Origin of the sequence: Ectopseudomonas alcaliphila (genome assembly GCF_900101755.1) — a bacterium.
In the GTDB taxonomy this organism is placed as follows: Bacteria; Pseudomonadota; Gammaproteobacteria; order Pseudomonadales; family Pseudomonadaceae; genus Aquipseudomonas; species Aquipseudomonas alcaliphila.
In genome coordinates, this window is the sequence record NZ_FNAE01000001.1 from 964,006 (window position 1) to 985,254 (window position 21,249).

The 21,249-nt window shown below is 65.5% G+C and carries 20 protein-coding genes; 13 read left to right on the forward strand and 7 right to left on the reverse strand.

The window, feature by feature from the left end:
- Positions 1-165: 165 nt before the first annotated feature.
- Positions 166-897 (forward strand): L-ornithine N(alpha)-acyltransferase, encoded by a 732-nt coding sequence (gene olsB / locus BLR77_RS04625; protein WP_074675682.1) that lies wholly within the window; start codon positions 166-168, stop codon positions 895-897.
- 152 nt (positions 898-1,049) lie between these two features.
- Positions 1,050-1,826 carry a lysophospholipid acyltransferase family protein gene (locus BLR77_RS04630; protein ID WP_074675683.1) on the forward strand — a complete coding sequence of 259 codons (777 nt, stop codon included), beginning with the start codon at positions 1,050-1,052 and terminating at the stop codon, positions 1,824-1,826.
- Positions 1,827-1,828: 2 nt separating this feature from the next.
- Here BLR77_RS04630 and BLR77_RS04635 read toward each other — a convergent pair whose 3' ends face one another.
- Complete coding sequence (locus BLR77_RS04635; protein ID WP_074675684.1) at positions 1,829-2,677, reverse strand: universal stress protein; 849 nt, start codon at positions 2,675-2,677, stop codon at positions 1,829-1,831.
- A 176-nt stretch (positions 2,678-2,853) separates the two neighbouring features.
- On the opposite strand from BLR77_RS04635, the gene BLR77_RS04640 reads away from it, so the two are divergent.
- The gene (locus BLR77_RS04640) at positions 2,854-5,568 is read left to right on the forward strand and encodes a cation-transporting P-type ATPase (protein WP_074675685.1); all 2,715 of its coding nucleotides are present in this window, start codon (positions 2,854-2,856) and stop codon (positions 5,566-5,568) included.
- Positions 5,569-5,694: 126 nt separating this feature from the next.
- Here the strand turns inward: BLR77_RS04640 and BLR77_RS04645 are convergent, their stop codons facing one another.
- A complete protein-coding gene (locus BLR77_RS04645) occupies positions 5,695-6,300 on the reverse strand; it encodes an acyl carrier protein phosphodiesterase (RefSeq protein WP_074675686.1) in 606 nt (201 codons plus the stop codon).
- 126 nt (positions 6,301-6,426) lie between these two features.
- Here BLR77_RS04645 and BLR77_RS04650 point away from each other — a divergent pair, with 126 nt between their 5' ends.
- On the forward strand, positions 6,427-6,723 hold the full coding sequence (locus BLR77_RS04650) for an ArsR/SmtB family transcription factor (RefSeq protein ID WP_174578073.1): 297 nt from the start codon (positions 6,427-6,429) through the stop codon (positions 6,721-6,723).
- A 27-nt stretch (positions 6,724-6,750) separates the two neighbouring features.
- Positions 6,751-7,800, forward strand: a complete 1,050-nt coding sequence (locus BLR77_RS04655) for an alkene reductase (protein ID WP_074675688.1) — start codon at positions 6,751-6,753, stop codon at positions 7,798-7,800.
- A 112-nt stretch (positions 7,801-7,912) separates the two neighbouring features.
- On the opposite strand, the gene BLR77_RS04660 is transcribed toward BLR77_RS04655, so the two are convergent.
- The gene (locus tag BLR77_RS04660; RefSeq protein ID WP_074675689.1) at positions 7,913-8,761 is read right to left on the reverse strand and encodes an ATPase; all 849 of its coding nucleotides are present in this window, start codon (positions 8,759-8,761) and stop codon (positions 7,913-7,915) included.
- 350 nt (positions 8,762-9,111) lie between these two features.
- Here BLR77_RS04660 and BLR77_RS04665 point away from each other — a divergent pair, with 350 nt between their 5' ends.
- Entirely contained in the window at positions 9,112-9,399 is a 288-nt protein-coding gene (locus tag BLR77_RS04665) for a hypothetical protein (protein WP_074675690.1), read from the forward strand.
- On the opposite strand, the gene BLR77_RS04670 is transcribed toward BLR77_RS04665, so the two are convergent.
- Positions 9,390-10,388, reverse strand: coding sequence for an NAD-dependent epimerase/dehydratase family protein (locus BLR77_RS04670; RefSeq protein WP_074675691.1), 999 nt, complete (start codon positions 10,386-10,388; stop codon positions 9,390-9,392). The two genes, BLR77_RS04665 and BLR77_RS04670, sit on opposite strands and share 10 nt — an antisense overlap.
- Positions 10,389-10,488: 100 nt before the next feature.
- The gene (locus BLR77_RS04675) at positions 10,489-11,382 is read right to left on the reverse strand and encodes a LysR family transcriptional regulator ArgP (RefSeq protein WP_074675692.1); all 894 of its coding nucleotides are present in this window, start codon (positions 11,380-11,382) and stop codon (positions 10,489-10,491) included.
- 94 nt (positions 11,383-11,476) lie between these two features.
- On the opposite strand from BLR77_RS04675, the gene BLR77_RS04680 reads away from it, so the two are divergent.
- The 5 genes from BLR77_RS04680 to BLR77_RS04700 all read left to right on the forward strand — a co-directional run bounded on the left by BLR77_RS04680 (position 11,477) and on the right by BLR77_RS04700 (position 14,135).
- Entirely contained in the window at positions 11,477-11,890 is a 414-nt protein-coding gene (locus BLR77_RS04680; RefSeq protein ID WP_074675693.1) for an ACT domain-containing protein, read from the forward strand.
- Positions 11,890-12,492, forward strand: a complete 603-nt coding sequence (locus tag BLR77_RS04685; protein ID WP_074675694.1) for a LysE/ArgO family amino acid transporter — start codon at positions 11,890-11,892, stop codon at positions 12,490-12,492. Before BLR77_RS04680 ends, BLR77_RS04685 begins: the two co-directional genes overlap by 1 nt.
- 49 nt (positions 12,493-12,541) lie before the next feature.
- On the forward strand, positions 12,542-13,477 hold the full coding sequence (locus BLR77_RS04690) for a LysR family transcriptional regulator (RefSeq protein WP_074675695.1): 936 nt from the start codon (positions 12,542-12,544) through the stop codon (positions 13,475-13,477).
- A gap of 161 nt (positions 13,478-13,638) precedes the next feature.
- A complete protein-coding gene (locus tag BLR77_RS04695; RefSeq protein WP_072422914.1) occupies positions 13,639-13,821 on the forward strand; it encodes a hypothetical protein in 183 nt (60 codons plus the stop codon).
- An 86-nt stretch (positions 13,822-13,907) separates the two neighbouring features.
- Positions 13,908-14,135, forward strand: coding sequence for a DUF2790 domain-containing protein (locus tag BLR77_RS04700; RefSeq protein ID WP_074675696.1), 228 nt, complete (start codon positions 13,908-13,910; stop codon positions 14,133-14,135).
- A 27-nt stretch (positions 14,136-14,162) separates the two neighbouring features.
- On the opposite strand, the gene BLR77_RS04705 is transcribed toward BLR77_RS04700, so the two are convergent.
- Both BLR77_RS04705 and BLR77_RS04710 read right to left on the reverse strand, forming a co-directional pair.
- The gene (locus tag BLR77_RS04705; RefSeq protein WP_083366021.1) at positions 14,163-14,663 is read right to left on the reverse strand and encodes a lipocalin-like domain-containing protein; all 501 of its coding nucleotides are present in this window, start codon (positions 14,661-14,663) and stop codon (positions 14,163-14,165) included.
- Positions 14,660-15,484: an SDR family oxidoreductase gene (locus BLR77_RS04710; protein ID WP_074675697.1), complete on the reverse strand. Its 825-nt coding sequence runs from the start codon at positions 15,482-15,484 to the stop codon at positions 14,660-14,662. The genes BLR77_RS04705 and BLR77_RS04710 overlap by 4 nt, the downstream gene beginning before the upstream one ends.
- A gap of 96 nt (positions 15,485-15,580) precedes the next feature.
- Between BLR77_RS04710 and BLR77_RS04715 the strand changes: the two genes are divergently transcribed.
- Together BLR77_RS04715 and putA are read left to right on the forward strand one after the other, a co-directional pair.
- Entirely contained in the window at positions 15,581-16,471 is an 891-nt protein-coding gene (locus tag BLR77_RS04715) for a LysR family transcriptional regulator (RefSeq protein WP_074675698.1), read from the forward strand.
- 526 nt (positions 16,472-16,997) lie between these two features.
- Entirely contained in the window at positions 16,998-20,933 is a 3,936-nt protein-coding gene (gene putA, locus BLR77_RS04720; RefSeq protein WP_074675699.1) for a trifunctional transcriptional regulator/proline dehydrogenase/L-glutamate gamma-semialdehyde dehydrogenase, read from the forward strand.
- Positions 20,934-21,249: the final 316 nt, after the last annotated feature.

Here is a 21,249-nt window from a genome sequence, read left to right on the forward strand (position 1 = left end):
CTTGCACTGGCTGCCTCGCCTACGTTTTTAAAAGTGTCCAACCGGGCCGCTGTCACATAAGCATAAGAAAAGCGTCACGGTGGTGACACCGCAGCTACCTAGCCTGAGCTTGCCCAACAAGATCGACCGGCTGCAAGCATTCAGCCGGCACACGGAGGATCTGGCATGACTCAAACCGCTCGCCGTCTGCAGGCCGAACGTCTGCAAGGCCCCGCCGCCCTGCGTGAAGCTCAGGCCTTGCGCTACCGCGTATTCAGCGCGGAATTCGATGCCAAGCTCAACGGCGCCGAACTGGGTCTGGACATGGACGACTACGACATCCACTGCCGCCATATCGGCGTGCGTGACCTCAACAGCGGCGAACTGGTCGCCACCACTCGCCTGCTCGACCATCAGGCTGCTGCCGGCCTCGGTCGCTACTACAGCGAAGAGGAATTCGCCCTGCACGGCCTGGCCAAACTGGAAGGCCCGGTGCTGGAAATCGGTCGCACCTGCGTCGATGCTGCCTACCGCAACGGCGCCACCATCGCCGTGCTCTGGGGCGAACTGGCCGAGGTGCTCAACGAGGGCGGCTACCGCTACCTGATGGGCTGCGCCAGCATCTCCATGCAGGACGGCGGCATCCAGGCCCATGCCGTGATGCAGCGTCTGCGCGAGCGCTACCTGTGCACCGAGCATCTACGCGCAGAACCCAAACACCCGCTGCCGCAACTGGATCTGCCGGGCAACGTCATCGCCGAGATGCCACCGCTGCTCAAGGCCTACATGCGCTTGGGCGCGAAGATCTGTGGCGAACCGTGCTGGGACAAGGACTTCCAGGTGGCCGACGTGTTCATCCTGCTCAAACGCGACGAGCTGTGCCCGCGCTACGCACGGCACTTCAAGGCTGCGGTCTGAAACCCGGCTGTAGGAGCGAGCGCTGCTCGCGAACGAGAGCGTTGACAGTTCGCGAGCAGCGCTCGCTCCTACACGACGGCATGATCGCCAGGCATCGCAAAATGACTCTATCCATGGATAATGCCGGCACTCGTCCTCAAGCGGAGGCCTCGATGGCCAAACTGCGTCTGTCCCTGCGCCTCGTCCATCTGGCCCTGATCATCGCCTTCGGCACCCTGCTGGCCGGCATCGTCAGCCTCTGCGAACGCGTGGTGCGGCACGACCTGATGTCCCTGCGCCAGCGCCTGACGCGCTGGTTCCTGGCGCGCCTGGGCGGCGCCCTGCCATTTCGCGTACGGGTCGAGGGCGAGCTGCCGACGCAACCGATGCTGTGGGTCAGCAACCATGTGTCATGGACCGACATTCCACTGCTGGGCGCCCTGCAGCCGCTTTCCTTCCTATCCAAGGCCGAAGTACGCGGCTGGCCAGTCGCCGGCTGGCTGGCACACAAGGCCGGCACCCTGTTCATCCGTCGCGGCGCGGGCGACAGCAGCCAGGTCGGCCAGCAGCTCACCCGCCACCTGCAACGGGGCCATCACCTGCTGATATTCCCCGAAGGCACCACCACCGACGGCCTCGCGCTGCGCACTTTCCACGGCCGCCTGCTGAGCAGCGCCATCGACAGCGGTGTGGCCGTACAGCCGGTGGCCATCCGTTATCTGCGCGATGGCCAGCCCTGTCCGGTGGCGCCCTTTGTCGGCGACGACGACATGCTCTCGCACCTGCTGCGCCTGCTTTCCAGCTCGGCCTGTGAAGTGGAGATACGCCTGCTCGCGCCAATCCCCAGCGAATCACGCAGCCGCAACGAACTGGCCCGGCACAGCCAGGCCATGATCGCCAGCGCCCTGCTGCTGCACGCCGCAGAGCAGGAACAGGCCGAAGCCGCCTAGCCTCAGGCAGCCGGCGGCACGATCAACGCGTCGCTGTCGACCGACGCCAGTAGGTGGCTGGCCACGCTGCCGAGGAAGAAGCGCGAAACGCCTTCACGGGCGTGGGTACCGAGTACCAGCAGGTCCCCGCCGGAGTGACGCAAGGCCTCGCCAATCACACCTTCCGGCGAGCCGATCTGCACCAGCAAGCGCTCGTGACCGAGCTTCACACCGACTGCATCCAGACGCTCCACCAGTTGCTCACGCAGCAGCTCGCGCTGGTTCTCCAGTACCTCGGCGCTGATACCGGCCTCCATCATTGCACCCGCCGCTACCGGCTCGACCGCACTGGCCACATGCAGATTGTCCAGGCTCGCCAGGCCCAGCTCACGTGCGCGTTTCAGAGCCTGTTGCGAAGTGCGCGACAGGTCCATCGCCAGCAGCGCATGACGATACTCGTGCGTCACCGGGCCATTGACCCGCAGCACCGGAAGATGACTGCTGCGCACCACACGCTCGAGCGTGGTGCCGACGAAAAAGTCGCGCAGCGCCGACTTGCGATGCGCACCCACCACCAGCAGATCGGCGCCCATACCCTGAGCACCTTCGACGATCACTGCGGCGGCCTCGCCAGTGCCCACGATCACCCTCGGGATACTGCCGGCCTGCTCAGCAAGGCGTTCGGCCTGCGCCTGCAACAGGGTTTCGGCCTGCTGCACCTGACGCTGCACGTGCTCGGCTGGCGCATCGTCATCGATCACGTGCAGCAAGCTCCACTCGCCGCCACCCTGTCGCCGGATCAGTTGCACGGCGCGCTGTACCGCATGCGCCGAACGCTCGGACAGATCGGTCGCTACCAGAATCTTGATCATCTCGTTTCCTCCATGGGTTTAACACCGCGTTACATTCAAGCGCCTACCGACCCCGTACTCCTTGATGCAGGTCAGCCCCGACGCTGTAAAGCAGACTAGGGTAATCAGGACTGCTCACTGCCCCGCCAGATGGCGGCCGACCAGCGCAGCCCGGCCCAACGAAGGAGAAGCGCCCCATGGGCAATGCCCCCTCTCAACATAGTGACCACACCTGGCACGGTTTGACTGCACAACAAGCGCTCGACACCCAGCAAAGCAGCACCAGCGGTCTCAGCCAGGAAGAAGCCGAGCTGCGCCTGCAACGCCATGGCCCCAATCGCCTGCCGCCACCGAAACGACGCGGGCCGTTGCTGCGCCTGCTGTACCAGTTCCACAACGTGCTGCTGTACATGATGATGGCCGCCGCCCTGGTCACTGCCCTGCTCGGCCACTGGGTCGATACCGGGGTGATCCTCGCCGCGGTGCTGATCAACGTGGTGATCGGCTTCATTCAGGAGGGCAAGGCGGAGAACGCCCTCGACGCCATCCGCAATCTGCTGTCACCGCACGCCCTGGTCATGCGGGACGGCGAGCGTCGCGAGATCGACGCCGATCAGCTGGTGCCGGGCGACATCGTCCTGCTCGCCTCCGGCGACAAGGTGCCCGCCGACCTGCGCCTGCTCAGCGTGAAGAACCTGCTGGTGGAAGAAGCGGCACTGACCGGCGAATCGCTACCGGCGGAGAAATCCATGGCCCATTGCCAGGCGGATGCCGCCCTCGGCGACCGACGCTGCATGGCCTACTCCGGCACCCTGGTGGCCAGCGGTCAGGCCAGCGGCGTGGTGGTCGCCACCGGCGCTGGCACCGAGCTGGGCCGCATCGGCGCCATGCTGCAGCAAGTGCAGACGATGACCACGCCGCTGCTGCGGCAGATCGAGCAGTTCAGCCGCTGGCTGGCGCTGGCCATCCTGATCTTCGCCATGGCCACCTTCGCCCTCGGCACCTTCTGGCACGGTCAGGACCCGGCCGAAATGTTCATGATGGTGGTGGCGCTGACTGCTGCCGCCATCCCCGAAGGTCTGCCGGCGCTGATGACGGTGATTCTCGCCCTCGGCGTGCAGCGCATGGCCGGACGCAATGCCATCGTACGGCGTCTGCCGGCAGTGGAAACCCTCGGCTCGGTGACGGTGATCTGCTCGGACAAGACCGGCACCCTGACGCGCAACGAGATGACCGTGCAGCGTCTGGTCAGCGCCAGCCGCGTGCTCGACGTCAGCGGCGTCGGCTATGCCCCGACGGGAGCCTTTCATCTCGACGCGGCGCTGGTGGAGCCGGATGCCGCGTTGCTGGAAGTCGCTCGCGCCGCCACCCTGTGCAATGACGCCCAGTTGCAGCAGGACGCCGCAGGTAGCTGGCGCCTGCAGGGCGACCCCACCGAGGGCGCGCTGCACACCCTGGCCCTGAAGGCCGGGCTGGATACCCCGACACTGAACCAGCAGTTGCCACGTAGCGACAGCATTCCCTTCGAGTCCGAGCATCGCTTCATGGCCAGCCTGCACCACGACCATCAGGGCCATGGCGTGATCTACCTCAAGGGCGCGCCGGAGCGCCTGCTGGAGATGTGCAGCGGCCAGCGCGATGCCGACGGTGGCGTGCAGCCGCTGGACGCCGACTACTGGCGGCGCCAGGCCACCGATCTGGCTGCCCGCGGCCTGCGCCTGCTGGCCATCGCCAGCCGCGCAGCCTCGGCCTCCCAACGCAGCCTGAGCTTCGCCGATGTGGAGCAGGATATGACCCTGCTGGCCCTGGTCGGCATTATCGACCCGCCACGCGAGGAGGCCATCGCCGCCGTCGCCGAATGCCAGCGCGCCGGCATTCGGGTCAAGATGATCACCGGCGACCACGCCGAAACCGCCCGCGCCATCGGCGCCCAGCTGGGTATAGGTGTCGGCCTGCCGGCGATGACCGGCGCCGAGCTGGAACTGCTCGACGAGCGCAGCCTGCGCGAGGTACTGCCCGGCGTCGAGGTGTTCGCCCGTGCCAGCCCGGAGCACAAGTTGCGCCTGGTACAGGCCATGCAGGCCAGCGGCGAAGTGGTGGCGATGACCGGCGACGGCGTCAACGACGCACCGGCCCTCAAGCGCGCCGACGTCGGCGTGGCCATGGGTGACAAGGGCACCGAGGCGGCCAAGGAGGCGGCCGAAGTGGTGCTCGCCGATGACAACTTCGCCACCATCGCCGGCGCCGTGCGCGAGGGCCGGGCGATCTACGACAACCTGAAGAAATTCATCCTCTTCGCCCTGCCCACCAACGGCGGCCAGGCGCTGATCGTGATCATCGCCATCCTGTTCCAGCTGACCCTGCCACTGACCCCGGCCCAAGTGCTGTGGATCAATATGGTCACCTCGGTAACCCTGGGCCTGGCCCTGGCCTTCGAACCGGCCGAGCCGGGCCTGATGGACCGCCCGCCACGGGCGCCGAACGAGCCATTGCTGTCGGGCTTCTTCGTCTGGCGCGTGCTGCTGGTATCGCTGCTGATGGCCGGCGCCGGCATCGGCCTGTTCCTCTGGGAACTGCAGCAGGGCACCGGGCTGGACAGCGCGCGGACCATGGCGCTGAACGCCGTGGTGATGTGCGAGGTGTTCTACCTGATCAACAGCCGGCGCATTTTCGCCTCGGTGTTCAGCCTCGACGGCCTGTTCGGCAGCCGCGCGGTACTCCTGGCCATCGCTGCCTGCCTGGTGCTGCAGGCGCTGTACACCTACGCGCCACCGATGCAGCGGCTGTTCAATTCCACCCCACTGGACCTGGGGCAATGGACGCGCGTGGTGCTGGCCGGCCTGGCGGTGTTCGTCATCGCCGAACTGGAGAAGTGGCTGATCCGTCGTTTGCGCCTGCAACCGAACGGGTAAGCGCGGTGCGCACGGCGCACCCTACATCCGTGCGCTCCCAGGTGTGTCGCGGAACCCCACCACACTCCCAGTAGGAGCCGGCTTGCCGGCGATTTGCGTATCACTTGATCGCCGGCAAGCCGGCTCCTACCCGTGGCGCGAATCCACGGCCCCGTCGCGGCGCAACTCAGCGCAGGCAAAGGCCATCAGCTCGGGATAAAAGGCGCGAAAGTCTTCGCTCAGCGGCTCATACAAACGCTCCAGCTCCGCCAGGCTGCCGTCGAGCAGTTGCGGTTTGGACAGACGCCGCTGCATGCCGGCGATCACCTGTTCCAGCACCGCGAACTCGCGGTAGCTGCCCAGCCAGTCCTGCGCCGCCATGCGCGGCGCCATCAACCCCAGGCGCCCTGGCAGCTCGGCCTCGGCGGCCAGCACGCGATACACCTTGCGGGTGAAATGATCCAGCGGCTGCGCCGCATACTCGGCCCAGTCGCGCGCCAGGCAATGGTCGAAGAACAGATCCAGCAGCATGCCGGCCGTGCGCCGCCGCGCGGCGGGAAACCGGGCACGCGCGCGCGCCTGCAGCGGGTGGCTGTCGGTAAAGGCGTCGATGCGCCGGTGCAGGCGGATGGCCGCTTCGATCTCCGCCGGCCAGCGCCCGGCCAGAGGGCCTTTGACGAAATCGCCGTAAAGGCTGCCGAGCAGCTGCGCTGGCGCGTCGCCGCCCAGGTGCAGGTGAGCGAGGTAGTTCATGCGCCGAGCTTACCGCCTCGGCCCGCACAATCGAAGCCAGTGATAAGGACTATCGCGCCAATCGATCTGTATATCGTCTACAGCCGATATAAGGTTCGCCCCATGACGATACGCACCGACACCGCCATGGACATCGACACCATCATCAAGGCCCTCGCCCACCCGTTGCGCCGCGACATTCTCGACTGGCTGAAGGAACCCGAACTCAACTTCGCCGAACAGGATCACCCACTGGAGATCGGCGTATGCGCCGGCAAGATCTTCCAGCGTACCGGGCTATCGCAATCCACCGTTTCCGCCCACCTCACCACCTTGCAGCGCGCCGGTCTAGTGACCAGCCGCAAGGTTGGCCAGTGGCACTTCTTCAAGCGCAACGACGAGCTGATCCAGGCTTTCCTCGAGCGCCTCCGCCAACAACTTTGATTTGACCTTTCCCTCGGAGAAAACACCATGCCCACACTGTTCGACCCCATCCAGATCGGTGATCTGCAGCTGAACAACCGCATCATCATGGCGCCGCTGACCCGCTGCCGCGCCGACGAAGGCCGCGTGCCCAACGCCCTGATGGCCGAGTACTACGTACAGCGCGCCTCGGCCGGCCTGATCATCAGCGAAGCCACCGCCGTCACGCCGATGGGCGTGGGCTACCCGGACACCCCCGGCATCTGGTCGGATGCGCAGATTCGCGGCTGGAGCAACGTGACCAAGGCGGTGCACGCCAACGGCGGCAAGATCGTTCTGCAGCTGTGGCACGTCGGCCGTATTTCCGACCCCATCTACCTGGACGGCGAACTGCCGGTCGCCCCCAGCGCGATCCAGCCGGCCGGCCACGTCAGCCTGGTGCGCCCGATGAAGGACTTCGTCACCCCGCGTGCGCTGGAGACCGAAGAGATCGCCGATATCGTCGAGGCTTATCGTCAAGGCGCCGAGAACGCCATGGCCGCCGGTTTCGATGGCGTGGAAATCCACGGCGCCAACGGTTATCTGCTCGACCAGTTCCTGCAAAGCAGCACCAACCAGCGTACCGACCAGTACGGCGGCAGCCTCGAAAACCGTGCTCGCCTGTTGCTGGAAGTGACCGATGCAGCCATCTCGGTCTGGGGCGCTGGCCGCGTAGGCATGCACCTGTCGCCACGTGCCGACATCCACGACATGGGCGATGCCAACCTCGCCGAAACCTTCACCTATGTGGCGCGTGAACTGGGCAAGCGCGGCATCGCCTTCATCTGCGCCCGCGAGAAGGAAGGCGACGACAGCCTGACGCCGCAACTGAAGAAGGAGTTCGGTGGCGTGTTCATCGCCAACGAGAGCTTCACCAAGGATCAGGCCAACGCCTGGCTGGCCGAAGGCAAGGCCGATGCCGTGGCCTTCGGCGTCCCCTTCATCGCCAACCCGGACCTGCCGCAGCGCCTGGAGCAGGACGCCGCGCTGAACGAGGCGCACCCGGAAACCTTCTACGCCTCGGGTCCGGTCGGCTATATCGACTATCCGCGTCTGTAAGATCGCAGCTAATGAACCTCCCGCAAGCGATATCCTGTGGGAGGGGCTTTAGCCGCGACCAATAAACGAACGCCCCGCATTGCGGGGCGTTCGTTTATCGAGATGGTGGCACTCAGCGCTGATTGATCTGCTGCTGCAGATTCACCACCTGGCTCTGCAGGGTGTTGATGTTGCGCGTCATCTGCGCGCGGAAGGCATCGAACTCGGCGGTAGTCGGCCCAGCACTGGCGGCAGGACGGTTGTCCAGTTCGCTGCGCAGCACCAGCAGATCCTGCTCCAGGCTACGGATCGATTGCGCCGGGTTGCCCTGCTTCTTCAGCGCATCGATATCGCCACCGAGGGCCTTGATACGCGTGTCGAGCTTGGCCAGTTCGGCCTGGGTCGCCTTGGCATCCCCCTGCGCGGATTTCAGTGCGGCCTGCTCGGTGGAGAGCGCCTGCAGACGCTTGTCGAAATCGGCGCTGGCGCCAATGCCGCTCTTCAGCTCCGTGCCCAGTTGCTCGACACGTTTGTCCAGTGCGGCCTGCGCCGTGGCGCTCTGCTGTTGCTGCTTGCTCAGCTCGGCCAGGCGATTTTCCAGTTGCTTGACCTGCAGCTTGAGCGCCTCGCTGCCGCTGGTGACGCTGGATTCGGTGGCCACCACCTTGCCGGAAATATCCTGAATGCGTCCGGCAGCCTCCTCGCTGATACGCGCGAAGCTCTCCTGGGTCGCCACCAGGCGCTGCTCCATCAGGCCGATCTGCTGCAGGCTCCACCAGCCCAGGCCAGCCAGGGCGAAACTCAGCGCGCCAACCAGCGCCCACAGCGGCCCGGTGCTGGCGCCCTTGGCCACTGGAGCCTTGCTGCTGGTGACACGGCTGCTGCGCGCAGCGGGCTCCTCACGCGGCTCGGCGAAATCCTCACGGCGCTCCGGAGTCAGGCTGGGCAGGTTGTCGAGTTCGTCGTTGGCGTCGTTACGCATGGTCGGACCTATGGTTGGAACGAATAAACGGAAATGTCGCGCAGTATACCGATTCGCCATTACACCATCAGCGTCGCGCCAAGCAGGTGCGCGGCGCACCGACGAAGGGCGCGACAGGGCCATCGACTCGCCTGTAACCCAGCAGTTCCGCAAAACTTGAACTGGTACGCACTTTGCTTTTTCTTCCGTCGTGAACGAGCCGATAGCGCGTCGCTCACAAGCCAGCAGGCGGCCTGAAAGTTCTGCAAAGCACGAAGATGTGTCCCAGCCCAAGGATGACGGCTGGCGCGGTTACGGATGGTGAGGAACGCCTGAACCCGTGACCCTTCAACCAATCGGGGGAAGTGGCAATGGAACTGAACAAAGAAGTACTGGACTGCATGAAAGCGCTGCGCCGCCGCCTACGCGAAGAGCAGGACGTGGACATTCGTCTGAGCCAGCCCAACGCAGTCGGTGCCATGCTCGATGGCAGCCTGAAGTCCGACGATGAAGAAACCCGCCGCCTCGGCCTGCGCCTGGCCGAACTGTCCGATCAACCACAGCGCGCGGCGGTCACGCCACTGGCCGCCATGGAGCTGCCGGTCGGCGCGCCAACCGGCTCGGTGCGCATCTATCGTGGGCAGCGCATCTACGCCTGAGGTCCCATCTGCGCCTGCCACCAGGTGCAGAATTCATCCAGTGCATCCCACAGACTGGCCCGGGGTTCGTAGCCAAGGTACTCGCGAGCGCGGTCGATGTTCAGGGAGAAATCCCTGGCCATCACCGCCACACCCAGGCGAAACAGGCCTGGCTCAGGCCGCCCCGGCAGCACTCGACAGATACCCTCATTGAGCGTCGCCGCAGCGTAGGCCAGCGGGTAAGGGACATGCCTGGTCACCGGCGGCAGCTCCAGGCGGCGCAGCACGTAATTGACCACGTCCCACAGCGGCACCGGCGCGCCATTGCTGATGTTGTACACCTGACCGAGCGCCGTGCCGTCCGCGTGCAGGGACCTGAGCAAGGCGTCGTTGAGATTGTGCACGCTGGTGAAGTCGACCCTGTTCAGGCCATTGCCGATGATCGCCAGGCGCCCCTTGCGCTGCATGCCGATCAGCCGCGGGAAGATGCTGGTATCGCCCGCGCCGGTGACGAAGCGCGGACGCAGGGCGATCACCTCCAGGCCAAACTCCTGCGCGGCGAACACCTGCTGTTCGGCCAAGTACTTGGTCTTGCCGTAGTGATCGGAGAACCGCTTGGGCACCTGCTCCTCGCGAACATCGACATGAGATTTTCCATCGAAATAGATCGACGGCGAGGACAGATGCACCAGGCGCCGCACCTTCTGCTTGAGGCAGGCATCGACGACATGCTCGGTGACCGTCACGTTGGCCTGATGAAAATGCGCGTAGTCGCCACACACACCAACCGCGCCCGCGCAGTGGACCACGGCCTCGACATCCCGACACAGCGCCTGAGCCAGCTCGGCATCGCCCAGATCGCCCTGGACGAACTCGGCACCGCGCTTGATCAGATGCTGCACGCCCTCGGCGCGACGACCGGTGACCCGCACATCCAGGCCCTGCTCGAGCGCGAAACGCGCGAAACGCCCACCGATGAAGCCACTCGCGCCGGTGACCAGAATCCTCATCGCATCCCCCTGTCGTTCTTGTGTTTGCCGCACTCTAGCAGCGCTCAGTCCTGCCTGCCCTGTCAGTGGCGGCCAGAACTACGACCCGGCAAGCCGCTCATTACTGCAGTGCTACCAGCATCGAAGCTGAATTGCGATGCAGACGTTCGGTCAACTCGCTGAGCAATTCGCCGCCATTGCGCCAGTGGTGCCAGTACAGCGGCACGTCGATAAAGCGCTCGGGTAGCAGATCCACCAGCCTGCCGCTGGCCAACTCCTCACGCACCTGCAATTCCGGCACCAGGCCCCAGCCCAGCCCACCTTCAGCGAGGCGCACGAAGCCCTCGGACGAGGGGCACAGGTGATAGGCAAAAGCACCGGTAACACCGAGGCCTGCCAGATAACGATGCTGCAACTGATCATCCGGGCCATAAACGATGGCTGGCGCACGCACCAGCGCATCAGCGCTGACGCCAGCGGCAAAATGCCGGGCGATGAAGGCCGGGCTGGCCAGCGCGCGATAGCGCATCGCCCCCAGCGCCAGACTGCGCGCACCCGCCACCGGGCGCTCGGCGGCGCACACGCAACCGGCCACCTCGCCCGCGCGCATGCGCTTGAGACCGACCTCCTGATCCTCCACCACCAGCTCCATCAGCACCTGCTGAGTGGCACAGAATTCGGCGGTCGCCTTCGCCCACCAGGTGGCCAGGCTGTCGGCGTTGATGGCGATGCGCAGACGCTCGGGCAAGGCCTGTTCATCCAGCCCCGGCACCTGGCCTTGCAGATCGCGTTCGAGCAGGCGCACCTGCTGCACGTGGTTGAGCAGGCGCCGACCGATTTCGGTGGGCGCCGGCGGCGTCGCGCGTACCAGCACCGGCTGGCCGACCCGCGCTTCGAGCAACTTGATGCGCTGCGACACCGCCGACTGCGAAAGCCCCAGCACCTGCGCCGCGCGTTCGAAGCCGGCCTGCTCCACCACCGCAGCCAGGGCCGCCAGGAGTTTGTAATCGAACAATCGATTTTCCTAATGAGTGATCAGCAATATTTGTTTCTCTTATACATCCCCACGCAGCAGACTCGCCAGCATTCAGCCCAATCAGGAGCCCGCCATGTCTGGCGAAACCAACCTCGCACGCCTACTGCAGAGCATGACGCCGCAGCTCAATCCCGGTCAGTACGTGTTCTGCTGTGTCTCAGCCGATCATGACTGCAGCAACCTGCAGCCGATCGCCAGCATGCGCGAACCTGAGGGTCTGAGCCTGGTGCTGACGCGCGAAATCGCCGACGCCCATGGCCTGCACTACGACTACGTCGCCGCCTGGATCACCCTTGAGGTGCATTCGTCGCTGGCTGCCGTGGGTCTCACGGCGTCCTTCTCCGCCGCCCTGGCGCAGGCCGGCGTCAGTTGCAACGTGGTCGCCGGCTTTCACCACGACCATATCTTCGTGCCCAGCGAGCGCGCCGAACGGGCGCTATCCACCCTGCGCGCCCTGTCGGCGGCGTCCATACCGGAGCTGGCGTGATGTGGCAGAGCTACAGCAACGGCCTGCTGGTGGCCATCGGTCTGATCATGGCCATCGGTGCGCAGAACGCCTTCGTCCTGGCGCAGAGCCTGCGCCGCGAACATCACCTGCCGGTGGCAGCGCTGTGCATCGTCTGCGATGCGCTGCTGGTGGCCGCCGGCGTATTTGGCCTGGCCACCCTGCTGACGCAAAGCCCGACCTTGCTGGCCATCGCCCGCTGGGGCGGCGCCGCATTCCTGATCTGGTACGGCAGCCAGGCGCTGCTGCGCGCCGCGCGCCCGCAATCGCTGCAGGCGGCAGACAGCGAACCGCGCTCATTGCGCGCAGTGATGCTCGCCGCACTGGCGGTCACCTTGCTCAACCCGCACGTCTATCTGGATACCGTGCTGCTGATCGGCTCGCTCGGCGCCCAACAGCCTGAACCTGGCGCCTATGCCGCCGGCGCGGCCAGCGCTTCCTTTCTCTGGTTCAGCGCCCTGGCGCTCGGCGCGGCATGGCTAGCGCCCTGGCTGGCCAGGCCAGTGACCTGGCGCCTGATCGATCTGGGCGTGGCAGCGATGATGTTCGCCGTCGCGGCGCAGCTGATCTTGGGTGCGTTGTAAGGTTCGCAGTCGCGCATAATGCGTCTGGCCCATTACGCCAGGAGCAACAATGGATACCCTGCATGCGATGCGCGTGTTCGTTCAGGTGGTCGAGCGCGGCAGCTTCACCGCCGCTGCCCAGGCACTCGATCTGTCCACCGCGCAAGTATCGCGACTGATCACCGACCTGGAACAACACCTGCAGGCGCGCCTGCTGCAGCGCACCACGCGACGTCTGGCGCTGACCGAAACCGGCGAGCGCTATCTGGAGCGCTGCCGGCAGATTCTTGGCCAGATCGACGAAGCCGACGCCGAGGCGCGCGGCGCTCATCACACCCCCAGCGGTCGCCTGCGCGTGCACACCATGACCGGCTTAGGCCTGCAACACCTGACGCCACTGATCGCCCGCTACGCCGAGCGTTATCCACAGGTGGTGGTCGAACTGACCTTGGCGCAACGCACACCGGATCTGCTCGAAGACGGCCACGACGTGACCATCGCCTTCGCTCGTGACCTGCCGGATTCGCAACTGGTCGCGCAACGCCTGGGCCCGGTCTACAGCGTGCTCTGCGCCGCTCCCAGCTACCTGGCCCAGCATGGCATCCCGCAGCAGCCGAGCGACCTGCAGCAGCACCGCTACCTGCGCCTGACCGACCCGCTGTACCGTGGCCAATGGGATTTCGGCGACGAACAACTGGAGGCCCTGCCGGCCGAGTGCTTCCAGGTCAACGTCGCCGAAGCGCTGGTCAAGGCGGCGCAGGCCGGTATGGGTTTCTGCCTGCTGCCCTCGTTCGTCGCCAGCCAGCCGCTGCGTGAAGGACGCCTGCTGCGCATCCTGCCGCAGCACCGCCTGCGCGCCCTGAATATCTATGCGATGTATCCGTCGCGACGCTTTCTCGATGCCAAGACCCGCACCTGGGTGGAGTTTCTCAAGGCCGAGCTGCCGCCGCTGCTGCGCGCTGACGAAGCCGTACTGGACGACGCGCAATACTGGGCGACGCCCTAGGGTCTGTTGCCGTTTCGCGCACGGCGCGACGAGGTGGCAACAGCGCCCAATGATTGTTGCGCAAAAGGTAACGGTCATTCACCCGGAGCGCGCTTTTTCGGGCCTCAGTGCCTCATTAGGATGACTTCGAACCCACGAAGAATCCCAAGAGGATCGCCCCAATGAAGAACCTTCTCACTGCCACTGTCCTGTCCCTTTCCACGCTGCTGGCTACCCAGGCCTGCTTCGCCGAAGAATCGGCTGCCTTCGTCGCTCATCAACAGGCCCACCAGCAGCAGCCGCACGCCACAGCCACCCAGCAGGCGCAAACCGCGAGCACGCAGAGTACCGGCCAGCACGGCTAAACCCAGGCTTACCTGGCGCCGGCCGCGCTCCTGACCGGCGTCCCTCGGGCCGCTGACACGGCCCTTTTTCTTGCATCGAGGCCATCATGAAACGTATCGCCTGCCTGCTCGCCCTCGGCTGCGCCGCTACCCTGGCACATGCCGAAACGCCCGAGCACTACCACTATGGCATGCAGCTGGACATCGCCAAGGTCATCAGTCAGACGCTGCCGCAAGGCTGCGAAGCGGGTGAAGCCCGCATGGTCTATCTGGACTCCAAAGGTGAACAGCACACGCTGATCTACCAACGTACCGGCGAAGACTGCCGCTACTGACCACCTCAAGCGCCACACACCCCGGCGTTACCTGGACCGCACGAACTCGGCACTGAAGCGTCCACCGTCCGGCCGCGTGAAGGTCTCGTACATCCGCTCCCCCTCGACCCTGAGTTGCAACTCATGCGTCGTGCGCACGCCACCGACCCAGTTGGGGAAGGTGGCGCCCTCGACCCGGTTACCGGCAAAACGGCCCTGTTCATCCACGCTGTAAGTACCGAAGAAGCCGATGCTCGACGCCATGGCACGGCGATTTTCTTCGTCACTACCCCCGCCGCGCGCATTGGACTGAAAGCGCGGCATATCGCCGTCGGTCAATACTTCGACGAAATGCATGTCCTGCGTGAACACCAGCATGCCTTGCGGGTTTTCGCCGTAGGGACGCTCGATCCTGCCATCTGCTTCCAGAGTCGCCGAGACCATGCGCCAGGTGCCGGCAACCTGATTGGCCTTGTGCCTGGACATCTCGGGCTCACCGGCCATGGCCGCCAGGGAACACGTCATCAGCAGTGCGAGCCAACCTCTCATGTGCGATCCCCCGACAATGTCAGCGCCTTCTGCGCCAGCAAGTCGTCCTGACGGGACGCCAGCGCACGATGAATGTTCTCGAAAGCCGTGCTGCCCAGGGCGATCCGCAGCCGTGGCTGCTCCGAGTCCGCCACCTGGATCATCGCATCGACGGTACGTTCGGCGTCCCCCTTGATCTCGAAGGCGCCGCTGGCTATCGCGCGACGTACTTCACCTGCCGGGGTCATGTCGTATACCGCCAGGGGTGATGCATGATCCAGCGCACCGCCGAACCCGGTCGCGGTCGGCCCCGGTTCGGCGATCACGACATCGATAGCGAACGGCGCCACTTCCTGGGCGACGGCCTCGAGGAAGCCTTCGATGCCCCACTTGGTGGCGTGGTACAGGCTGAAATTGGGATAGGCCACCTGCCCGCCCTCGGATGAAACCTGCATGATCCGGCCACCTCCCTGAGCGCGCAGATGTGGCAGGACGGCCCGTACCAGCTGGATCGAAGCCGTCAGATTGGTGGCAATCTGGCGCTCGATCTGAGCATCGCTGAGCTCCTCGGCGGCACCGAACAGCCCGTAGCCGGCGTTGCTGACCACGGTATCGATACGGCCAAAGGCGCTAAAGGCCGCGTCCACCTCCCGGCGCAATGCCTCGGTGTCGGTAAGGTCGAAGCTGGCGATGCGCAACCGGTCGCCCGCCATCTGCTGCAACGCCTCGAATGGCGCCACACGCCGCCCGCAGCTGACCACTCGATCGCCTCGCGCCAACAGCTTTCTCGCCATGATCAGGCCAAGCCCGGATGACGCGCCCGTAATCAACCAAGTCTTCATCGGCGTTCTCCTCAGAGGTTTGAGCCGATGGTATGAGCCGGGTCGAGCTATGATAAGTCCCACCAATACGAACAACCTCGTGAAAAAAACTCACCAATGAGCAACCCCAGCCTCGCCGATCTCAAGGCCTTCATTCAGGTCGCTCAGCAGCGCAGCTTCCAGAAGGCCGCCGACTCCCTCGGGGTGTCGCGCTCCTCTCTCAGTCACGCAATCAAGGGGCTCGAACAGCGTCTGGGGGTTCGCCTGCTGCACCGCACCACCCGCAGCGTGGCCGTGACGGAGGCTGGAGAACAGTTGCTGCAGCGTCTGACGCCTCTGCTTCAGGAGCTGGACGACGCACTGGATGCGGTCAGCCATGGCCCCGAGGAACTCGCCGGCACCCTGCGCATCAATGCCAGCAAAGGCGGGGCGCGCTGGTTGCTCGAGCATGTGGTGCCGGTATTCCTGCAACGCCATCCCCACATAGAACTCGACCTGGTCAGCGAGGGCAGGCTGGTGGATATCGTCGCCGAGGGCTTCGACGCCGGCGTACGACTGGCCGAGTCGGTCCCCAAGGACATGGTGGCTGTGGCGTTCGGCGGCGACGTACGCTTCGTCACCGTTGCCTCACCGGCGTATATCGCCGCCTTCGGGCGTCCTGAAACGCCTGACGAGCTGCGATCCCACCGGTGCATCCGCCAACGCATGCCCAGCGGCAAGCGCTATCGCTGGGAGTTCGAGCGGGGCACGCAGCAACTGGCGCTCGACGTACCGGGCGCATTGAGCCTGGACGATAACGATCTGCTGGTCGAGGCTGCCTGCTGCGGACTGGGCATCGCCTACGTCCCACAGGCTTTTGCTCGCAAGGCACTGGAGGCAGGCAAGCTGGTCCTGCTGCTGGAGGACTGGACGCCGCCGTGCCCGGGCCTGTGTCTCTACTACTCCAGCTATCGCCATGTTCCGGCGCCGCTGCAGGCGTTCATTGCCATCATCCGCGAACGGACCTAGCAGGCGGTTGAAAACCACCTCGGCTTTGGCCTCCCGCGTCCATGCAGTCGTCGCCTACGTTTTTCACCGGCCTGCTAAAGCGGCTCCCTTCCGACGACCGGGAGCCACGCCGCTCCGGTGACGCGGTCTATGCTGAACGATGTGTTCGAAGCGCCGGCCACCCTCAGGAGTGAGCCAGAGCAAAGGGGTAGCACCAGGGTTGCACCATGATAATGCAGCGCATTGCCAGGCTGGATTGGGAGAATGGTTTGTCGTTGTCCGCATCGCATCTGCCGAATCTGCTTCATGCCCTGTAACCCACAAGGCACAGGGGCTATAGCGGCAACAATGAGGGAGAAATGAACGTCCGTCGGGACGCCGCCCTAATTGGTTGCACCTAGTTGCACCAAGCACCGAAGCAGGTTTAATCTCCCGCAGCTTTTTGTTGCCCGCCATCCATGGCGGGAGCCCTCGGGCCGTCGCAAGCGACGCCAGAAACTGCTCCAGGCAGTTTCACCCTGTACAACCGACAACAATAGGACACCCCATGGCCACCACCACGCTTGGCGTAAAACTCGACGATGCCACCCGCGAGCGCCTGAAAAAGGCAGCTGCGCAGATCGACCGTACGCCGCACTGGATGATCAAGCAGGCGATCTTCAATTATCTGGAGCAAGTCGAGAGTGGCCTGACGCCCGCCGAGCATGCCGGCCTGGCTGCTGCTGCCGGTGAAGAAGCGCTGGAGTCGCTGACCGAGCAGGGCCTGCAGGTGTTCCTCGATTTCGCCGAAAGCATCCTGCCGCAGTCGGTGCTGCGCGCCGCCATCACCAGCGCCTATCGCCGCCCGGAAACCGAAGTGGTACCGATGCTGCTGGAGCAGGCGCGCCTGAACAAGGACCAGGCCGAGGCTTCGCAGAAGCTGGCCCTGGGGATTGCCGAGAAACTGCGCAACCAGAAGAACGCCAGCGGCCGCCAGGGCCTGGTGCAGGGGCTGCTGCAGGAGTTCTCGCTGTCGTCGCAGGAAGGCGTGGCGCTGATGTGCCTGGCCGAAGCCCTGCTGCGCATCCCCGACAAAGCCACGCGTGATGTGCTGATCCGCGACAAGATCGCCAACGGCAACTGGAGCCAGCACCTCGGCCAGAGCCCGTCGATGTTCGTCAACGCGGCGAGCTGGGGCCTGCTGATCACCGGCAAGCTGGTGTCGACCCACACCGAAGCCGGCATGACCTCGGCGCTCAACCGCATCATAGGCAAGAGCGGCGAGCCGGTGATCCGCAAGGGCGTGGACATGGCCATGCGCCTGATGGGCGAGCAGTTCGTCACCGGCGAAACCATCGCCGAGGCCCTGGCCAACGCCGCCACCCTGGAAGCCAAGGGCTTCCGCTACTCCTACGACATGCTCGGTGAAGCCGCGCTGACCGAGGAAGACGCCAAGCGTTACCTGGCCTCCTACGAGCAGGCCATCCACGCCATCGGCAAGGCTTCCCATGGCCGCGGCATCTACGAAGGCCCGGGCATCTCGATCAAGCTCTCCGCCCTGCACCCGCGCTACAGCCGCGCCCAGTACGAGCGCGTGATGGACGAGCTGTACCCGACCCTGCTGGGCCTGACCCAGTTGGCCAAGCAGTACGACATCGGCCTCAACATCGATGCCGAGGAAGCCGACCGCCTGGAGCTGTCGCTGGATCTGCTCGAGCGCCTGTGCTTCGAACCATCGCTGGCCGGCTGGAACGGCATCGGTTTCGTCATCCAGGCCTACCAGAAGCGCTGCCCGTACGTGATCGACTACGTCATCGACCTGGCCAAGCGCAGCCGTCATCGCCTGATGATCCGCCTGGTCAAGGGCGCCTACTGGGACAGCGAGATCAAACTGGCCCAGGTCAACGGTCTGGAAGGCTACCCGGTGTACACCCGCAAGCCGTACACCGACGTGTCCTACCTGGCCTGCGCACGCAAGCTGCTGGCCGCGCCGGAAGCCATCTACCCGCAGTTCGCCACCCACAATGCCCACTCGCTGTCGGCCATCTACCAGCTGGCCGGGCAGAACTACTACCCGGGCCAGTACGAGTTCCAGTGCCTGCACGGCATGGGTGAGCCGCTGTACGAGCAGGTGGTGGGCAAGATCGCCGACGGCAAGCTGAACCGTCCGTGCCGTATCTACGCACCAGTGGGCAGCCATGAAACCCTGCTGGCCTACCTGGTACGCCGCCTGCTGGAAAACGGCGCCAACACCAGCTTCGTCAACCGCATCGCCGACCACAGCATCTCGCTGAAAGACCTTGTGCTCGACCCGGTGCTGCAGGTCGAGCAGATGGCCGCGCAGGAAGGCGCCATCGGTCTGCCGCATCCGCGTATCGCCCTGCCGCGTGACCTGTACGGCAAGGAGCGGGTCAACTCCGCCGGCCTCGACCTGGCCAACGAGCACCGCCTCGGTTCGCTGTCCTCGGCGCTGCTGTCGTCCACCAACCTCAGCTACGTCGCCGAACCCATGCTCGGCTGCGATGCACCCAACCCGGGCGAGCCGGAGCCAGTGCGCAACCCGGCCGATCACCGCGATCTGGTCGGCCACGTGCGCGAAGCCAGCGTCAAGGACGTCGACAGCGCCATCCTCTGCGCCCTGGCCAGCGGCCAGATCTGGCAGTCCACCCTGCCGGCCGAACGTGCTGCCGTGCTGGAGCGCGCCGCCGACCTGATGGAAGCCGAGCTGCAGCAACTGATGGGCCTGCTGGTGCGCGAGTCCGGCAAGACCTTCGCCAACGCCATCGCCGAAGTGCGCGAGGCGGTGGACTTCCTCCGTTACTACGCGATCCAGGCACGCAGCTTCGGCAACGACAGCCACCGCCCGCTGGGCCCGGTGGTGTGCATCAGCCCATGGAACTTCCCGCTGGCGATCTTCAGTGGCCAGGTGGCCGCCGCACTGGCCGCCGGTAACACCGTGCTGGCCAAGCCGGCCGAACAGACCCCGCTGATCGCCGCCCAGGCCGTGCGCATCCTGCTCGAGGCCGGCGTACCAGCCGGTGCCGTGCAGCTGCTGCCGGGCCGTGGTGAAACCGTAGGCGCGCGCCTGGTGGGTGACGAGCGCGTGCGTGGCGTGATGTTCACCGGCTCCACCGAAGTGGCCGGCATCCTCCAGCGCAACATCGCCGGTCGTCTCGACGCTCAGGGCCGCACCATCCCGCTGATCGCCGAAACCGGCGGCCTCAACGCCATGATCGTCGACTCCTCGGCGCTGACCGAGCAGGTGGTGATGGACGTGGTCGCTTCCGCCTTCGACAGCGCCGGTCAGCGCTGCTCGGCGCTGCGTGTGCTGTGCGTGCAGGACGACGTGGCCGACCGCGTACTGACCATGCTCAAGGGCGCCATGGCCGAATACAGCCTGGGCAACCCGGAGCGCCTGAACACCGACATCGGTCCGGTGATCGACGCCGAGGCCAAGGCCGGCATCGAAACGCACATCGCCAAGCTGCGCGAGAAAGGCCGCAAGGTCACGCAACTGGCGCGCGTCAACGGTGATGAAATCAAACGCGGCACCTTCGTCGTGCCGACCTTGATCGAGCTGGACAGCTTCGACGAGATGAAGCGCGAAATCTTCGGCCCGGTGCTGCACGTGGTGCGCTACCAGCGCGCGGATCTGGGCAAGCTGCTGCAGCAGATCAACGACAGCGGCTACGGCCTGACCCTCGGCGTGCACACCCGCATCGACGAGACCATCGCCCAGGTGGTCGGCACGGCCAAGGTCGGCAACCTGTACGTCAACCGCAACATGGTCGGCGCCGTGGTCGGCGTGCAGCCGTTCGGTGGCGAAGGCCTGTCCGGCACCGGCCCGAAAGCCGGTGGCCCGCTGTACCTCTATCGCCTGCTGTCGACCCGTCCGCAGGAAGCCGTTGCCCAGTACCTGCAACAGGCCGAGGTACAGGCACTGCCGGCACCGACCGAGCTGGACAAGGTGCGCGTCGCCTTTGCCGAATGGGCAGGCAAGCAGGAGCCGGCCATCGCCGCGCTGTTCGAGCAGTACCGTACGCTGTCGCAGAGCTACAGCAGCCACACCCTCACCGGCCCGACCGGCGAGCGCAACAGCTATACCCTACTGCCGCGCGAGCACGTGCTGAACCTGGCCGACGAGCGCAGCGACCTGCTCGCCCAGCTGGCCGCCACCCTCGCCGTTGGCAGCCGGGCGATCTGGCTGGAAAGCCAGCGCGCGCTGTACAGCGAACTGCCGAAGGAGGTGCAGAAGCACATCCAGCTGGTGGCCGACTGGAACAGCGTCGACGTGGAGCTGGACGCCATCCTGCACCACGGCGACTCCGACCAGCTGCGCGCGGTCAGCGAGCAGGCAGCACAGCGCAAGGGCGCCATCGTCGGCGTACACGGCCTGAACAAGGGCGAGACCGACATCGCACTGGAACGCCTGCTGGTGGAACACGCCCTGAGCGTCAACACCGCTGCGGCTGGCGGTAACGCCAGCCTGATGACCATCGGCTGATCTTCACCGGCCGGTAACGTCGCGGAAAGCTGGCTGAAAGCTTCCCGCGCCATGCTGCACCCACACGGCGCAACTGCCTGCAGGGGCTACCCGCCCGGCGCCGTGTTCTCTCCTTCTGACCTTCGGGTCTGCGCCAGCCTATCCGGCCGGCGCGTCGAGCGGGGCCAACCGCCCCGCCCATCCCCTCTCCCGGCTGGCGTACCATCGCAACTGGCCATCATTGCGTAACATAAAGTTCGGACTATCGTGTCAGGACTGGCGCGCCCTAGCGCCGGTTGGAGCAGCAGTCCTGATCTGCATCAGGTGCTCGGCAACG

What these genes read in the sequence shown, in the direction of transcription:
- olsB (WP_074675682.1), top strand. Translation starts at nt 166, where the DNA reads ATGACTCAAACCGCTCGCCGTCTGCAGGCCGAACGTCTGCAAGGCCCC.
- BLR77_RS04630 (WP_074675683.1), top strand. Translation starts at nt 1,050, where the DNA reads ATGGCCAAACTGCGTCTGTCCCTGCGCCTCGTCCATCTGGCCCTGATC.
- BLR77_RS04635 (WP_074675684.1), bottom strand. Translation starts at nt 2,677, where the DNA reads ATGATCAAGATTCTGGTAGCGACCGATCTGTCCGAGCGTTCGGCGCAT.
- BLR77_RS04640 (WP_074675685.1), top strand. Translation starts at nt 2,854, where the DNA reads ATGGGCAATGCCCCCTCTCAACATAGTGACCACACCTGGCACGGTTTG.
- BLR77_RS04645 (WP_074675686.1), bottom strand. Translation starts at nt 6,300, where the DNA reads ATGAACTACCTCGCTCACCTGCACCTGGGCGGCGACGCGCCAGCGCAG.
- BLR77_RS04650 (WP_174578073.1), top strand. Translation starts at nt 6,427, where the DNA reads ATGGACATCGACACCATCATCAAGGCCCTCGCCCACCCGTTGCGCCGC.
- BLR77_RS04655 (WP_074675688.1), top strand. Translation starts at nt 6,751, where the DNA reads ATGCCCACACTGTTCGACCCCATCCAGATCGGTGATCTGCAGCTGAAC.
- BLR77_RS04660 (WP_074675689.1), bottom strand. Translation starts at nt 8,761, where the DNA reads ATGCGTAACGACGCCAACGACGAACTCGACAACCTGCCCAGCCTGACT.
- BLR77_RS04665 (WP_074675690.1), top strand. Translation starts at nt 9,112, where the DNA reads ATGGAACTGAACAAAGAAGTACTGGACTGCATGAAAGCGCTGCGCCGC.
- BLR77_RS04670 (WP_074675691.1), bottom strand. Translation starts at nt 10,388, where the DNA reads ATGAGGATTCTGGTCACCGGCGCGAGTGGCTTCATCGGTGGGCGTTTC.
- BLR77_RS04680 (WP_074675693.1), top strand. Translation starts at nt 11,477, where the DNA reads ATGTCTGGCGAAACCAACCTCGCACGCCTACTGCAGAGCATGACGCCG.
- BLR77_RS04685 (WP_074675694.1), top strand. Translation starts at nt 11,890, where the DNA reads ATGTGGCAGAGCTACAGCAACGGCCTGCTGGTGGCCATCGGTCTGATC.
- BLR77_RS04690 (WP_074675695.1), top strand. Translation starts at nt 12,542, where the DNA reads ATGGATACCCTGCATGCGATGCGCGTGTTCGTTCAGGTGGTCGAGCGC.
- BLR77_RS04695 (WP_072422914.1), top strand. Translation starts at nt 13,639, where the DNA reads ATGAAGAACCTTCTCACTGCCACTGTCCTGTCCCTTTCCACGCTGCTG.
- BLR77_RS04700 (WP_074675696.1), top strand. Translation starts at nt 13,908, where the DNA reads ATGAAACGTATCGCCTGCCTGCTCGCCCTCGGCTGCGCCGCTACCCTG.
- BLR77_RS04705 (WP_083366021.1), bottom strand. Translation starts at nt 14,663, where the DNA reads ATGAGAGGTTGGCTCGCACTGCTGATGACGTGTTCCCTGGCGGCCATG.
- BLR77_RS04710 (WP_074675697.1), bottom strand. Translation starts at nt 15,484, where the DNA reads ATGAAGACTTGGTTGATTACGGGCGCGTCATCCGGGCTTGGCCTGATC.
- BLR77_RS04715 (WP_074675698.1), top strand. Translation starts at nt 15,581, where the DNA reads ATGAGCAACCCCAGCCTCGCCGATCTCAAGGCCTTCATTCAGGTCGCT.
- putA (WP_074675699.1), top strand. Translation starts at nt 16,998, where the DNA reads ATGGCCACCACCACGCTTGGCGTAAAACTCGACGATGCCACCCGCGAG.